Source organism: Aquimarina megaterium XH134 (genome assembly GCF_000520975.1).
In the GTDB taxonomy this organism is placed as follows: domain Bacteria; phylum Bacteroidota; class Bacteroidia; order Flavobacteriales; family Flavobacteriaceae; genus Aquimarina; species Aquimarina megaterium.
The window spans coordinates 189,875-203,961 of the sequence record NZ_JACB01000003.1; the positions used below are offsets into that span (position 1 = coordinate 189,875).

Below are 14,087 nucleotides of genomic sequence, written 5' to 3' on the forward strand. Positions count from 1 at the left end.
ATTACACCTTAACATCCTATATCATAAAGAAGCATAATACTCAAAAGATGTAAGAATCAATTCATCCGATACAATACAGTTGTATTTTGCTTCACCAATAGTATTTAACAGAACAAAGTAAACATTTCCGTTCTCATTCTTTTTATCATGAATAAGAAGTTCCATTATTCTTTTATAATCTCCAGCATCAATATCTATTTTTGGAAATGTAGCCAAAATTACAGAGCTAATATATTCTAAATCTTCTTTGGTTAAGGAAAGTAATTCTGTAGATATATAAGCTTCCATAATCATCCCTATTGCTATAGCTTCACCATGAAGCAATGTTGGTTTTTCGGGATGAGTGAGATAAAAAGATTCGATAGCATGACCTAGTGTATGACCATAATTAAGATACTTACGAACATTTTGCTCGGTAGGATCTTCAGAAACAATTTTGTTTTTGATCACTACAGAGTCATAAATCATTTGGTCCAGATCTTCAAAATTAAGTTGAGAAAGGTCACTTATCTTTTCCCAATACCCACGATCTTGAATGAGTCCGTGTTTTAGCATTTCGGCAAATCCACTACACATTTGATTTACTGGTAAAGTAGCCAGGTATTCTGTGTCAACAAGAACCATTTCTGATTCACTGATCACACCTACCATATTTTTTAAGTTACCCAAATCAACACCGGTTTTTCCTCCTACAGAGGCATCTACCATTGCCAGTAATGAAGTTGGGATGTTAATATAGTTAATTCCTCTTTTATAAGTACAAGCTATAAAACCCCCCAGATCTGTAATAACACCACCTCCCAGATTAATCATTAGGCTTTTTCGATCCATACCTAATTCTGAGAGCGCATTCCAGATACCACTACATGTTTCGATATTTTTATGGATTTCGCCACTCTCTATTTCAATCACTTCGATATCATATTCTTTTTCAATCTTGCTCATTAATAAAGATAAACAATGCTCATGGGTATTATCATCCACGAGGATACATATTTTTGAATGGTTGGCTTTTTCGAGATATGCGTTCAATGCTGTATAGCATTCTTCACCAAAATATACAACAGAGTCTTTTGAAACTATGGGCTTCATATAGTATTAAATTATATGGAGCGAAATTAAGCAGAATTTATAATAAAATAAACTCGCAAGTTCTATATTTGCAGATATCTTAAAATAAGTGCAATGTATGCATAAGAATTAATGATATTTCTATGTGCATATTTTTAAAATTAACTTTTGATGAACCAAAACAATTTGTTTGATAATACTGAGACTGCATTTAGCTTAAAAAGCGACTCAGAGCTAGAAAGAGCGTACTTTCTATTTAAAATGATTTCTAATGAACCTTTGGTTAGAATAGGAACTGCGGTTACAAATTTTGCTATAAAAGCACATTTACCTGTTCAGGGATTAATAAGAGCTACTGTTTTTGATCATTTTTGTGGAGGAGTTAGTGAAGAAGATTGTTTGTCTGTGGTTGATAAAATGTATGACAAGAGAGTATGTTCTGTATTGGACTATTCGGTAGAAGGAAAAGAAGAAGAAGCGCAATTCGATGCAGTATTAGAAAAAACAATGAAACTTCTTGAGTTTGCTGATCAAAAAGATGCAATGCCCTTTGGTGTATTTAAACCTACAGGGTTTGGCCGGTTTTTGGTTTGGCAAAAGAAAACCGAAGGCACTCCTTTAAATGCAGAAGAGGAAAAAGAATGGGAGCGTATCGAAGAACGTTTTGATATGGTGTGTAAAAAAGCCTATGATTGCGATGTAGCTTTACTGATTGATGGAGAAGAAAGCTGGATGCAGGATGCTGCTGATGAATTGGTGGCAAAAATGATGAGAAAATACAATAAAGAAAAAGCTATAGTATATAATACATTGCAACTTTATAGACACGATCGCCTAGAGTACTTACAAAAATTACACGAAGAAGCACGAGTTTATGATTTTAAGATTGGTGTAAAAATTGTACGCGGTGCTTATATGGAAAAGGAAAACGAGCGTGCTAAGGAAAAAGGATATCCAACTCCTATTTGTAAAGATAAACAACATACAGATCAGAATTTTGATACTACTATGAAATATATTCTTGAAAACATAGACGATATCTCTGTTTTTATAGGAACGCATAATGAAGATAGTAGTTACCTGGCAATGAAGCTAATGGCAGAACTTAATATTGCTAAAGATGATTTTAGAGTTTGGTTTGGTCAATTGTATGGAATGAGTGATCATATAAGCTTTAATCAGGCTGCAGAGGGATATAATGTGGCAAAATATTTGCCTTTTGGTCCTGTACGGGATGTAATGCCATATCTAATTCGTAGAGCAGAAGAAAATACTTCGGTTGCTGGACAAACCAGTAGAGAATTGAATCTACTTTCTCAGGAGAAAAAAAGAAGAAGACTATAGGATACCTTTAGAAGTTTTGAAACATGCGATAGAATAGGAGGTATAGCATTATAGTGCAAGTTTTATAATTTAAAGAATATAAAATGAATCTAAACCAGGTTACCATACCATCTCTTGATGTTTCTACCTCTATTTCTTTTTATAAGAAACTAGGATTACATCTTATTGTTGAATCATTACCACAGTATGCACGTTTTGAATGTGTAGAAGGTGATGCTACTTTTTCTATTCACTTGGTTGATGTATTGCCCGAAAATAATGGTGTACATGTATATTTTGAAACTGAAAAATTAGATAAAGAAGTAGAACGCCTTATTAACGAAGGGCTGCAATTTGATCTATTGCCTACAGATCAACGCTGGTTATGGAGGGAGGCAAGGCTTAAAGATCCCGATGGAAACCTAATCATTTTATATTTTGCAGGAGATAATAGAAAAAATCCACCTTGGAGAATAAACTAACGTATTGATATCTATTTTTATGAGTCATCCAATCATCGATAAAACTTTTGAAAACAAAGATTTTTCTAATCAAAAATTACCATCAAAAGAATATGATAATTGCACATTCGTAAACTGTAATTTTTCTAAGACAGACATGTCTGTGGTTACTTTTTTAGAATGTAGATTTGATACTTGTAATTTTAATACAATAATGATGAAAGAGACTTCTTTTCAAGAAGTTGTTTTTGATGCTTGTAAAATGCTGGGATTAGATTTTAGTACATGCAATGATTTTCTGTTTGAAGTAGAATTTAATCATTGTAACCTTGATTATGTATCTTTTTATGGCTTTTCTATGAAAAATACTACGTTTAATGATTGTAGCTTAAAAGAAGCAGATTTTACTGATGCTGACCTTACAGGTTCGATCTTGTCTAATTGTAATTTATCTGGAGCAATTTTTGAAAGAACTATTGCAGAGAAAGTTGATTTTAGAACTGCCAAAAATTTTATAATAGATCCAGAAATCAACAAATTAAAGAAAGCAAAATTTAGTACATCGGGACTTATAGGGCTGTTAACAAAATATGATTTGACGATAGAGTGATTTTGTGTAGTCTTTGTCAGATTATCAATTTGTTTTGTTTGACGAATTCGAATACTTTTACTAGTCGCTCGATAACTTCAAGAATCTCTTCTTCATTTAATGAAGCAAATCCCATTCTGATTCCGTTGTGTCTTGAGTTATCATTATCATAACGACGCCAGTCCGGATTAAGCTCTATATCTAGTTTTTCGGCTTCATTACATATTACATCCCAATTATATGCTTTGTTTAGCTTTACCCATATTGCCATTCCTCCTTTTGGAATTTCAAAATCAAAATAATTACCTAGTTTCTCTTTCAATAAAGAACAAAATAGATCTCGTCGCGTTTTATAAATTTTAAGAACCTTGTTGCAATGTCGTTGTACATCTCCTGTACTAATCATTTGAGCTAAGGTTTGTTCTAGCAGTGTATCTCCTTGTCTATCAATAATACGCCTTAATTTGGCAGCTTCATCAACAAAATCTTTCGAGGCGACTAAATATCCAATTCGAATTGCTGGGGCAATAATTTTGGTGAACCCTCCGATATAGATTACATTTCCGTGGTCATCATTACTGGCTAATGGTAAAATCGGAGCATTGTTATAATGAAAATCATAGTCATAATCGTCTTCGATAATTGCAAAATTGTAGTATTGAGCTAATTGTAGTAAGTGCATACGTCGTTCTGCAGAAAGTGTTACAGTAGTTGGGTGATGATGATGAGAAGTAGTATAAACAGCATTAATCTGTTTGATTTTACAAAGCTTTTCGATAGCATTAGTATCTAAACCCTGATCATCAACAGGTACTTGTTCTATACGAGCTCCTGCTTCTTTAAACGTATTATCTGCTGTCATATAGTTAGTATTGCCAACAACAATAACCTTATTCTTTGCAGAAAGGAGTAATTGACTATTTAAATAAATCCCCATCTGACTCCCACGGGTAATCAAAATATTATCAACAGTAATGTGTAAACCTCTGGTTTGATTAAGATAAGTAACCAGGTTTTTTCTCAATTCTAAATTCCCATATGTAGAACCATAAGTAAGTAAATTTTCATGATGACTTTTTTTGGTAATATTTCGGTATACTTTTGCAATCTCTTCTATTGGTGCTAATCTATGATCAGGGCAACCGTCATCAACAACGAGCATTTTTTTATCGGTCTTATGCTTGGGTTTACGCACCAAATGTGATCGGGTGAGAAAAGAGAAACCACTTTTTTCTTTCGTACTGTTTTTTAGAACTGGTCGAACAAAGTTTTTAGGGTTAATGATTGGTAAAGAGCTGGTGACAAAAGTGCCTTTTGTAGGAATGGTTTCGACCCACCCCTGGGAGATAAGTTCTTCATATGCCGAAATTACTGTTTTGCGATGAACATTAAGAGCTTCAGCTAATTTTCGGGATCCCGGTAATTTGGTAGAAGGTGGTAGTTTTCCAGATTTTATGAAACCAATAATTTGATCACATAACTGAAGGTATAGATTACGGTTACTATCTCTAACAAGAACTATATTATTTTTAAATGGAAACAAAACTGGACTACTAATTATTTATAAACTGGATTGCTTTAGCACACCATAAAACTATTATTTTTGAGTAAGAAATAAAATAAATTATGGCAGAATATTCAACTTCCGCGCTCAATAAGGTAGTTCGTGGACCAAAAAGAGCAAATTACGATGTAGATACTATTAATACCATATTAGACGATGCATTTTTGTGTCATGTTGGATATGTGTATAAAAACCAGGCTATTGTGATTCCTATGGCTTATGCCAGAAAGGATGATAAGATCTATTTACATGGATCACTTAAAAATAGAATGATGTTGAGTTTATTAGAAGCAGGAGAGGCGAGTATATCGGTAACACATCTTGATGGATTAGTATTAGCAAGGTCGGCTTTTCATCATTCTGCGAATTATAGATCAGTAAATGTATTTGGTAAGGTAAAAAAAGTAGAAGACCCACAAGAAAAAATGGAAGCTCTGGAGTATATACTTAATCATATGGTTCCTGGTCATTGGGATAATGTAAGACAGCCAAACGAAAAAGAATTTAAAGGAACTTTAGTTCTTGAAATTAGTATAGAAACGGCTTCGGCAAAAGTAAGGGCAGAAGGAGTAAATGATGAGCCTGGCGATCTTGATTTGCCAGTATGGGCAGGGGTAGTTCCTATTAAACAAGTAGCTTTTGATGCTATTTCGGATAATGATCTGCAAAAGGATATTAAAGTACCAAATGCAGTATTAAATTATGTGACGAACAATAAAAAATAATAATCGAAATGCTCACTCCAGAAATAAAGAGGTATATTGATAAAAGTGTTTTATGTTGGTTAGCCACATCTTCATTAGATAATATTCCGAATGTATCGCCCAAAGAAGTTTTTACATATTATAGCGATACTACTATTATTATTGCCAATATTGCTTCTCCGCAAACCGTAAAAAACATTAAAAAGAATAATAATGTATGTGTTAGCTTTATAGATGTTTTTGTTCAAAAAGGATTTCAGTTAAAAGGAGTGGCTAAGATTGTAGCAAAAAATGATCCCGAATATGCTGCTATGCAGACTCCTTTGTTGCAGTTAACCGGGGGTAAGTTTCCATTTGCAACAATCACAAATATTATTGTTAAAGATGTAAAACGAATAATAGCCCCAAAATATGTTTTATATCCAGAAACAACCGAAGAACAGCAGATACAAAGTGCACTAAAACAATACAAACCATAAAAAACAAAGGATATGCTAGAAATAAGACCTAATTGTGAACATTGTAATAAAACACTACCTAATGATAGTGATGAGGCAATGATTTGTTCTTATGAATGTACTTTTTGCATTAGCTGTGTGGATAATGTTTTACATAATGTGTGTCCTAATTGCGGAGGTGGTTTTGAAAAAAGACCAACTCGACCGGTAAATTGCCTGACGGGTAATTGCATAGAAAAACACCCTGTTGGTACAAGAATAGTATATAAACCAATTGATGAAAATGCTTTTAAAGAGATTTTGAAAGAATTTAACAACATAGAACCGCGAAAAAGATAAGAACAAATCTAAGTAACATACCACAAAAAAATGAATATTAAAATTATTGAAACTACTGTTGAAGAATTAGATGTTTTGACAGAATTATTTGATCAATATATGGTTTTTTATAAGAAGCCTTCAGATAAAAAAAAGTACAGGTCTTACCTAAAAGAAAGGCTTCAAAATAAGGAGGCAACAGCCTATTTAGCTTTAGATAATAACACTAGTAACCTTGCAGGTTTTGTGTTAAATTATCACTCATTTAGTTCAGTATCACAGGGGAAAATAGTGATTTTGAATGATTTATTTGTGGTACCTGAGTATCGTAAAAAAGGAATTGCAGAACGTTTAATTAATTCAGCTTTTGATTTAGCAAAACAAGTTGGAGCTATAAGAGTAGATTTAGGAACAGGAAAAGATAATGCTACAGCCCAAAGATTGTATGAAAAAATTGGATTTGTAAAGGATGAAGATTTTTATGCATACAGTTACGCTATCAGAAATAATTAAGATACTAAAATAATAACTTAAATAAGCTTACTGAAGAAAAGATGGTAAAAAATGAAGATGATTGACATAAGAAGAGCAACTATAAAGGATGCAGAAAAAATTTCATCTTTAGGAAGAAAGACCTTTGATGAATCCTATGGAGAGTTTTTTAATAATAAAAGCAACCTGATCAATTACTTGGATTGGGCTTTTTCTATTGATAAGATTAAAAATAGTTTAACAAAACCCGAGAACTTATATTGGTTGGTTACAGATACCTATAATTCACTGCCCATAGGATATGCCAAATTGAAACTAGACACCCCTTCAGAGTTTATAGATGAAGAGCATGTTTGTAAGCTTCAGCGTATATATTTGCTGCAAGGGTATGAAGCAAGAGGTATAGGAGGGAAGTTGCATCAGTGTATTGTAAAGGCAGCTGTTGATAACAAAAATAATTACATATGGTTGTCTAACTTAAAACTAAAAAAACAGGCCGTTGCTTTTTATAAAAAGAAAGGCTACCAAATTGCTGGAGAACATAACTTTACTGTTGGCGATGAAACTTTTGAGTTTTGGGCAATGCAAACTAAACTGAAATAGCCATACATGAATATGAGTTTGAAATATAGAGAAGCTAATGCTGATGATCTTGAGGGATTACAGCAATTAGGGAAAATTTCATATGCAGAGTTTTCAGATGTATTAAGTCCAGAGAACTGGAAAACATTGAGTACTATTTTAGAAAGCGAAGAAAATGTATTAAATCTTATAGAAATTAGTAAAATTTTTATTTGTGAAATCGATTCAGATATAATTGGGATGATTTATTTTATTCCGAAAGGAAATCCAACAGAGTTGTACGAATCTGATTGGTGTTATATACGATTCTTAGGAGTTGATCCAAAATATCGAGGTTTTGGGATTGGAAAAGAATTGGTTAACTCTTGTTTAAGGTATGCGAAAAAAAGTGGAGAAAAAACTATTGCTCTGCACACATCAGAGTTTATGAACCCAGCTCGAATCATGTATGAAAAAATAGGATTTGAAAGAATAAAAGAAATTGAACGATTAGGAAAAAAGTATTGGGTGTATACCATGAAATTACCCTTTATTGCTTAATTTAAAAACCTGGGGATTAAAGATCAAAATACATATTGTTCTACTTAGTGAAATAGCAGTATTAGTTATTTGAAAACTCTTCTTTTATTTTAAGTTAATTAGTTTTTTACAACTGTCATCTTCTATATTTTTATGATTTTACTCAAATTTTGGATATTAATTTGTAAAAATTCATTTTTTATCGGATATTTTTATCCGAATTATTTTTATACATAAACAATTAGTATATTACCTACCTAACTCATTAATTTCTTTTTTTGAGTGTAACCGCAATGTCAATAAACCTAACCTTATTTTTGTGTCATGAATTATATTCATAACCATATTCTTGCCCTAATTTTTGCCCTTTTTGCTTTTCATGTATATAGTCAGCAGAATTACTTTGAAACTTTAGAGAGGCAATTTGATAGTATTGAGAACGAATCGTCTGATAAAGCATTGCTACATGCCCAAGAGATGATAAGCTATAGTATAGATTCTAAAAACAAAACCTACATAGTTAGTAGTTATGTAAAACTAGCTACTGCTTATGAAAATTTAGCGAAGTCTGATTCTGCAGTTGTATTTTATGACAAGGCTCTTGATATAAGTAGAACTGTTGATAGTGATACCTTATTTGCTTTTGCGGTGATAGGAATGAGTCGATTAAATAGTATACGTGGGGATCAAGAAAGAGTTGTAGAGTTAATTTTTGAAGCATTAAAAAAAATAGAAAATGACCCAAACCCAAAACAAAAGCATGAGTTGTATTATAAGCTTTCTGAAGTACATAGAGAATTAGGGAGTTTTGATAAAGCAAAATATTACTTACAGCTCATTATTGAAGAAACAGAATTAGATTATTTATTAGCAGCTGCATATAACTCTTTGGGATTGATTCAATACAGTAATAAAGAGTATAATAAAGGAAAAGCTAACCTTTTGAAAAGTATGGAGTTGTATAAGGAGCAGAAAGACAACCATAATATTTGTAAGATTTTAATAAATCTAGGGGCGATGCATTACAAATTAAAAAAGCTTGAAAAATCTAAAGAATACCTAATTGAAGCAAGTAAATTAACTAAAGAATTCGGCTATATAAATTTATATAGTATGGTTTTGATTAACCTATCTGTTATATATCATAAAGAAAAGGATTATGAAAAGGAACTAGTTTATTTAAAAAAAGCAGAAGAATTAGCAAAAGAAACTGGTAATTATCAATCACTTTCTGTAGTGGCTAATAACATGATGTTTGCATATGCTTTACAATCTGATATGAAAAATGTTCAACGATATGCCAAGCGTTATAGAAATGCAATTGATAGTTTATATAAGACAGAACAGAATAAGAAAATATTTGAAATTGAAACCAAATATGAAACTTCAAAAAAAGAATTAGAAATAGCTCGCCAAAAAGAGTTGGTGCTTACACAGAGAACACATATTGTTATTGCTATAGTGTTAGTTCTATTATTAAGTATAATATTGTTTATGTATATACAACGTTTGAAGAGTCAAAAACTGTTATATGCGAATCAGAAAGAATTAAACGAAGAAAAGATTAGTAATCTATTAGATACACATAAGCTACAAAAAATTAAAGCCTATGTCGATGGTCAGAATAAAGAACGGGAAAGAATTTCTAAAGACTTACATGATGGTATTGGAGGCAATTTGGCTGCTATCAAAATGCGATTGAATCGTATAAAAAACAGGTTACCTTTAGAATTAGAACCTATAATTACTAGTGTAGATTCTACTTATAATGAGATTCGATCTATTTCTCATGATCTAATGCCAAAAAATATTAATCATCTGTATTTTACAGATTTAATGAAAGAACTTGTAGGTTTTTCTACCAGTAAAGATATAGAGTACAAATATTATATTCATCCAGAAAAAAAACTAAACAATATATCAGAGAGTTTGCAATTAACAATTTATAGAATTATTCAAGAATTGATAACTAATATAAATAAGCACGCTCGGGCAACCGAAGTATCTATAAATATAACTATTCATGAAGAAACGAATATTGTGAATATGATAGTAGAAGATAATGGCAGTGGTTTTAATACTAAAAAAGCCAACTCTGGAGTAGGGTTAAGAAGTATAAAACAAAGAATATCGGATAATAGCGGACTTATAAAAATAGATTCTAACTATGGTATTGGTACAGTAGTTTGTGTAGAGCTTCCAATAGGGTAAATAAGTATAATTAGTTTATTGAATAACATTCAGTACATTAATTTTGGCAATAGAATCACAATTTTCGATAAGCATATTAATATTTTTTTCTTTAATAGCTCCTTCAATAAAATAGGTTTTACAAGAATCTAATTTAGTATTGCTTTTAGAAAAAATAACATCCCCATTTGTTAATAAAAAAGAAACATCTGCAGTATCTATTTTGTATTTCGTCATATTACTTGATACTTGTTCAGAAAAAGCTTTTTTCTTTATTCTAATACTTTTTAACACCCTGGCCGAAGGACCATAATCACAAGAAGCTTTTTTTCCGCCAAGAAAGAAAAATAAAAGAATAAGACCGATGGCAAATCCACCTAAGTAATAAAATAACCGTTGTGCTAATTTCATAAACAGAATGCAATATTATGACGCCAAAAGTAAGCAAAGTTTTAAAAAATCATACGCTTAGCGTTGCAAAGTTTACTATAAAAAGAGTAATACTGTATTACTATAAAATTAGCAAGTTTATATCTCTATAAGAAAGGTCAAACCAATCTGCAATAGGTTTGCTGGTCAAAATCCCATGATAGAAATATAGACCATTCTTAAGTCCACGATCAAAACGTACAGCATTTTCTATTCCTCCTTCATCACCAATTTGCAATAAATAAGGTGTAAAAATATTACTTATCGATAATGAGGACGTTCTGGCATATCGAGAAGGGATGTTAGGTACGCAATAATGTATAATCCCATGTTTTTCAAAAGTGGGGTGGTCGTGAGAAGTAACTTCGCTTGTTTCAAAGCATCCTCCCATATCTATGCTTACATCAATGATTACTGCGCCAGATTTCATACGTTCTACCATAGTTTCAGTAACTATAATCGGAGCGCGGTTTTTTCCTCTTACGGCACCAATTACTACATCACAACGACGTAGAGCTTTTAATAAATTTTTTGGCTGAATAGTAGATGTGTATAAAGGACGCCCCACATTGGTTTGTATACAACGAAGTTTGGTAATAGAATTGTCAAAAACTTTTACATTTGCACCTAATCCAATAGCCGAACGTGCAGCAAACTCACCAACAGTACCAGCACCAAGAATAACAACTTCTACAGGAGGAACACCACTAATATTACCCATCATTAATCCCGAACCCATAGTTGTAGCACTACTCATCAATTCTGAAGCAATAAGTACCGCTGCTGTTCCTGCAATCTCGCTAAGTGCTCTTACAGCTGGATAGGCACCATCCATATCTCGAATAAACTCAAAACCAAGAGCGGTGATTCTTTTTTTGGCAAGTCCCTGAAAATATTCTTTGGACTGCGTTTTAAGCTGTAGAGCAGAAATTAATACAGTTTGTGGGTTTATATATTCGAGCTCCTCTAAAGAAGGTGGTTCTACTTTTAAAATAATTGGGCACCCAAAAACTTTTCTCTTATCATTCGTGATCTCTGCACCTGCCTCGCTATAATCTCTATCGGTAAAACTTGCTCCAATACCGGCATTGGTTTCTAATAAAACTCGGTGACCATGCGCTGTTAATGCAGCTACAGCATCTGGTGTAAGACATACTCGTTTTTCTTGATAATGGGTTTCTTTAGGGATACCAATAAAAAGTTTTCCTTTTTTGCGGGCTACTTCTATCATTTCTTCCTGCGGTAGCAGCTGCTCTTTGGTAAAAGGAGATTTTGGTGTACTCATTTGTGTGAAATTCTGTATCTCAAATTACGAATAAAAATGCCAAGAAAACAAATAGGATTAATTATTTGATGGTATAACTTTGATTATCAGTGTTTCTAAAATGAAAGAATACGTTTTTCATTATCAAGTAAATTAATAGTAATACTAACACTATTTTCGGGTAATAATCCTGAAATTTTTTCGGGCCATTCTATAAATATCCATGCATCAGAGTCCAAATATTCTTCAAATCCTATTTGATACGCTTCTTCTTCTTCTTTTATTCTATAAAAATCAAAATGATATATAACTCCATCATTGCTTTCATATTCGTTTACCAAAGAATAAGTGGGGCTAGAGATGATATCTTCTACCCCCAGGTGTTTACATATTTCTTTTATTAATGTAGTTTTACCAACTCCCATCTCGGCATTAAAGAGAATTATTTTATTCGCTACATTCGAGATTATTTTTTCTGCCACATCAGGAAGATCCTGCAAGGTATATTCTATTGTCATTTTAATAATTCTATATTCTAAAACCAGAATACTATATAATTTTTGAAACTATCTAGGATTTAATACTATAAAAGGAATGATCATTTCTTCTAAAGATACTCCACCATGTTGGTATGTATTTCTATAATAACTAACATAATGATTATAGTTATTTGGATAGGCAAAGAAATAATCTCCTTTTGCAAAAATAAAAGAACTACTCATATTTATTGATGGTAAATGTACCGCTTTTGGGTTTGTTGCTTCCAAAACTTCCTTTCTTTCATAAGTAAGACTTTTTCCTGTCTTATATCGTAGATTAAGACTGGTGTTTTTATCACCTATCACCTTAGAAGGATTCTTTACATTTATTGTGCCGTGATCTGTAGTTAACAGTAGTTTAAATCCAAGTTGTTGCGCTTGCTGAATCATTTCTAGTAAAGGAGAGTTTTTGAACCAACTTTGAGTCAAAGATCTGTATGATTTGTCATTTGATGCAAGTTCCTTGATAACTTCCATTTCTGTCTTGCTATGAGAAAGCATATCCACAAAATTATATACTACAACTGTTAAATCGTTGTTTTTTAGTCCTTTAAAATTTGCTGCTAAGGTTTTTCCAGATTTTTCGTTAGTGATTTTATAATATTCATGTTTGATATCCATCCCTAATCGCTTTAATTGTGCGGTTAGAAATTCATTTTCATTCATGTTTTTCCCTCCCTCATCTGTGTCGTCTAACCAGAGATCAGGATGCATTTTTTTCATTTCAGAAGGCATAAGTCCAGAAAAAATTGAATTTCTGGCGTATTGTGTTGCCGTTGGAAGAATACTACAATATGAGATTTCTTGTTCTTTTTTGTAATAATTATTTATGGTAGGTTCAAAAGCTTTCCATTGATCATATCGCAGATTATCAATTACTACCAAAAGAGTAGGTTGATTTTTACTAATTTCAGGCACTACTTTTTCTCTAAATAAAGTATGAGACATTACCGGAGCTTCCCTGTTTTTGTCAAACCAATTGGGATAGTTTTTGTCGATAAATTTGCAGAATTGAGAATTTGCCTCTACTTTTTGTGATTCTAAAATCTCAAACATCCCGGTATCCTCAATGTTCTCTAGTTGTAATTCCCAGTAAATTAGTCTTTGGTACAAATCAGACCACTCTTCGTATGAATTTACCATAGCCATATCCATAGCTATTTTTCTAAACTCTTGTTGGTAGTTTGCTGTAGTTTTTTCTGAAACCAAACGAGAATTGTCTAAGTTTTTCTTTAAACTTAAAAGTATTTGATTAGGATTAACAGGCTTAATTAAATAATCAGCAATCTTACTACCAATTGCTTCTTCCATAATATATTCCTCTTCACTTTTGGTAATCATTACTACAGGAATACTATCTTCTTTTTCCTTAATTTCTGATAATGTTTCTATTCCAGAAAGGCCTGGCATGTTTTCATCCAAAAAAATGATATCAAAATTATCATCATCAATTATATCTAATGCTTCAGTTCCACTTTGACACTTGGTTACGTCATAGTTTTTTTGTTCTAAAAATAATATATGTGGTTTAAGCAAATCAATTTCATCATCTACCCAAAGTATCTTTATTTTACTCATCAAATT

The 14,087-nt window shown here is 32.0% G+C and carries 16 protein-coding genes; 10 read left to right on the forward strand and 6 right to left on the reverse strand.

What is annotated here, in order from left to right; all coding sequences use genetic code 11:
• Positions 1-21: 21 nt before the first annotated feature.
• The gene (gene aroB, locus Z053_RS0103660; protein WP_025663680.1) at positions 22-1,092 is read right to left on the reverse strand and encodes a 3-dehydroquinate synthase; all 1,071 of its coding nucleotides are present in this window, start codon (positions 1,090-1,092) and stop codon (positions 22-24) included.
• A 150-nt stretch (positions 1,093-1,242) separates the two neighbouring features.
• On the opposite strand from aroB, the gene Z053_RS0103665 reads away from it, so the two are divergent.
• From Z053_RS0103665 to Z053_RS0103675, 3 genes are all read left to right on the forward strand, one after another.
• Positions 1,243-2,415 (forward strand): proline dehydrogenase family protein, encoded by a 1,173-nt coding sequence (locus Z053_RS0103665; protein ID WP_025663681.1) that lies wholly within the window; start codon positions 1,243-1,245, stop codon positions 2,413-2,415.
• Between the two features lie 83 nt (positions 2,416-2,498).
• Positions 2,499-2,876, forward strand: coding sequence for a VOC family protein (locus tag Z053_RS0103670; RefSeq protein WP_025663682.1), 378 nt, complete (start codon positions 2,499-2,501; stop codon positions 2,874-2,876).
• A 19-nt stretch (positions 2,877-2,895) separates the two neighbouring features.
• Complete coding sequence (locus Z053_RS0103675; protein ID WP_025663683.1) at positions 2,896-3,465, forward strand: pentapeptide repeat-containing protein; 570 nt, start codon at positions 2,896-2,898, stop codon at positions 3,463-3,465.
• Positions 3,466-3,481: 16 nt separating this feature from the next.
• On the opposite strand, the gene pdxR is transcribed toward Z053_RS0103675, so the two are convergent.
• Positions 3,482-4,987, reverse strand: a complete 1,506-nt coding sequence (gene pdxR / locus Z053_RS0103680; RefSeq protein ID WP_025663684.1) for a MocR-like pyridoxine biosynthesis transcription factor PdxR — start codon at positions 4,985-4,987, stop codon at positions 3,482-3,484.
• An 83-nt stretch (positions 4,988-5,070) separates the two neighbouring features.
• Here pdxR and Z053_RS0103685 point away from each other — a divergent pair, with 83 nt between their 5' ends.
• From Z053_RS0103685 to Z053_RS0103715, 7 genes are all read left to right on the forward strand, one after another.
• Complete coding sequence (locus tag Z053_RS0103685; protein ID WP_025663685.1) at positions 5,071-5,733, forward strand: pyridoxamine 5'-phosphate oxidase family protein; 663 nt, start codon at positions 5,071-5,073, stop codon at positions 5,731-5,733.
• Between the two features lie 8 nt (positions 5,734-5,741).
• Positions 5,742-6,191: a pyridoxamine 5'-phosphate oxidase family protein gene (locus Z053_RS0103690; protein WP_025663686.1), complete on the forward strand. Its 450-nt coding sequence runs from the start codon at positions 5,742-5,744 to the stop codon at positions 6,189-6,191.
• Positions 6,192-6,203: 12 nt separating this feature from the next.
• Positions 6,204-6,509 (forward strand): DUF1272 domain-containing protein, encoded by a 306-nt coding sequence (locus tag Z053_RS0103695; RefSeq protein ID WP_025663687.1) that lies wholly within the window; start codon positions 6,204-6,206, stop codon positions 6,507-6,509.
• Positions 6,510-6,539: 30 nt separating this feature from the next.
• On the forward strand, positions 6,540-7,001 hold the full coding sequence (locus Z053_RS0103700) for a GNAT family N-acetyltransferase (RefSeq protein ID WP_025663688.1): 462 nt from the start codon (positions 6,540-6,542) through the stop codon (positions 6,999-7,001).
• 51 nt (positions 7,002-7,052) lie between these two features.
• A complete protein-coding gene (locus tag Z053_RS0103705) occupies positions 7,053-7,583 on the forward strand; it encodes a GNAT family N-acetyltransferase (RefSeq protein ID WP_025663689.1) in 531 nt (176 codons plus the stop codon).
• A 6-nt stretch (positions 7,584-7,589) separates the two neighbouring features.
• Positions 7,590-8,102, forward strand: coding sequence for a GNAT family N-acetyltransferase (locus Z053_RS0103710; RefSeq protein WP_025663690.1), 513 nt, complete (start codon positions 7,590-7,592; stop codon positions 8,100-8,102).
• A 303-nt stretch (positions 8,103-8,405) separates the two neighbouring features.
• Complete coding sequence (locus Z053_RS0103715; RefSeq protein ID WP_025663691.1) at positions 8,406-10,292, forward strand: tetratricopeptide repeat-containing sensor histidine kinase; 1,887 nt, start codon at positions 8,406-8,408, stop codon at positions 10,290-10,292.
• 15 nt (positions 10,293-10,307) lie between these two features.
• Here Z053_RS0103715 and Z053_RS0103720 read toward each other — a convergent pair whose 3' ends face one another.
• The 4 genes from Z053_RS0103720 to porX all read right to left on the reverse strand — a co-directional run bounded on the left by Z053_RS0103720 (position 10,308) and on the right by porX (position 14,081).
• A complete protein-coding gene (locus Z053_RS0103720) occupies positions 10,308-10,682 on the reverse strand; it encodes a DUF4258 domain-containing protein (protein WP_025663692.1) in 375 nt (124 codons plus the stop codon).
• Between the two features lie 100 nt (positions 10,683-10,782).
• The gene (locus Z053_RS0103725; protein ID WP_025663693.1) at positions 10,783-11,985 is read right to left on the reverse strand and encodes an alanine dehydrogenase; all 1,203 of its coding nucleotides are present in this window, start codon (positions 11,983-11,985) and stop codon (positions 10,783-10,785) included.
• 95 nt (positions 11,986-12,080) lie between these two features.
• Positions 12,081-12,482, reverse strand: coding sequence for a tRNA (adenosine(37)-N6)-threonylcarbamoyltransferase complex ATPase subunit type 1 TsaE (tsaE, locus tag Z053_RS0103730; RefSeq protein WP_025663694.1), 402 nt, complete (start codon positions 12,480-12,482; stop codon positions 12,081-12,083).
• 48 nt (positions 12,483-12,530) lie between these two features.
• Positions 12,531-14,081, reverse strand: coding sequence for a T9SS response regulator signal transducer PorX (porX, locus tag Z053_RS0103735; RefSeq protein ID WP_025663695.1), 1,551 nt, complete (start codon positions 14,079-14,081; stop codon positions 12,531-12,533).
• Positions 14,082-14,087: the final 6 nt, after the last annotated feature.

Excerpts from the sequence above, each read along its gene's own strand:
- porX (WP_025663695.1), bottom strand. The coding sequence starts at position 14,081 with ATGAGTAAAATAAAGATACTTTGGGTAGATGATGAAATTGATTTGCTT.
- Z053_RS0103725 (WP_025663693.1), bottom strand. The coding sequence starts at position 11,985 with ATGAGTACACCAAAATCTCCTTTTACCAAAGAGCAGCTGCTACCGCAG.
- Z053_RS0103665 (WP_025663681.1), top strand. The coding sequence starts at position 1,243 with ATGAACCAAAACAATTTGTTTGATAATACTGAGACTGCATTTAGCTTA.
- Z053_RS0103690 (WP_025663686.1), top strand. The coding sequence starts at position 5,742 with ATGCTCACTCCAGAAATAAAGAGGTATATTGATAAAAGTGTTTTATGT.
- Z053_RS0103715 (WP_025663691.1), top strand. The coding sequence starts at position 8,406 with ATGAATTATATTCATAACCATATTCTTGCCCTAATTTTTGCCCTTTTT.
- Z053_RS0103700 (WP_025663688.1), top strand. The coding sequence starts at position 6,540 with ATGAATATTAAAATTATTGAAACTACTGTTGAAGAATTAGATGTTTTG.
- Z053_RS0103695 (WP_025663687.1), top strand. The coding sequence starts at position 6,204 with ATGCTAGAAATAAGACCTAATTGTGAACATTGTAATAAAACACTACCT.
- Z053_RS0103670 (WP_025663682.1), top strand. The coding sequence starts at position 2,499 with ATGAATCTAAACCAGGTTACCATACCATCTCTTGATGTTTCTACCTCT.
- Z053_RS0103705 (WP_025663689.1), top strand. The coding sequence starts at position 7,053 with ATGAAGATGATTGACATAAGAAGAGCAACTATAAAGGATGCAGAAAAA.
- Z053_RS0103710 (WP_025663690.1), top strand. The coding sequence starts at position 7,590 with ATGAATATGAGTTTGAAATATAGAGAAGCTAATGCTGATGATCTTGAG.
- aroB (WP_025663680.1), bottom strand. The coding sequence starts at position 1,092 with ATGAAGCCCATAGTTTCAAAAGACTCTGTTGTATATTTTGGTGAAGAA.
- Z053_RS0103675 (WP_025663683.1), top strand. The coding sequence starts at position 2,896 with ATGAGTCATCCAATCATCGATAAAACTTTTGAAAACAAAGATTTTTCT.
- Z053_RS0103720 (WP_025663692.1), bottom strand. The coding sequence starts at position 10,682 with ATGAAATTAGCACAACGGTTATTTTATTACTTAGGTGGATTTGCCATC.
- Z053_RS0103685 (WP_025663685.1), top strand. The coding sequence starts at position 5,071 with ATGGCAGAATATTCAACTTCCGCGCTCAATAAGGTAGTTCGTGGACCA.
- tsaE (WP_025663694.1), bottom strand. The coding sequence starts at position 12,482 with ATGACAATAGAATATACCTTGCAGGATCTTCCTGATGTGGCAGAAAAA.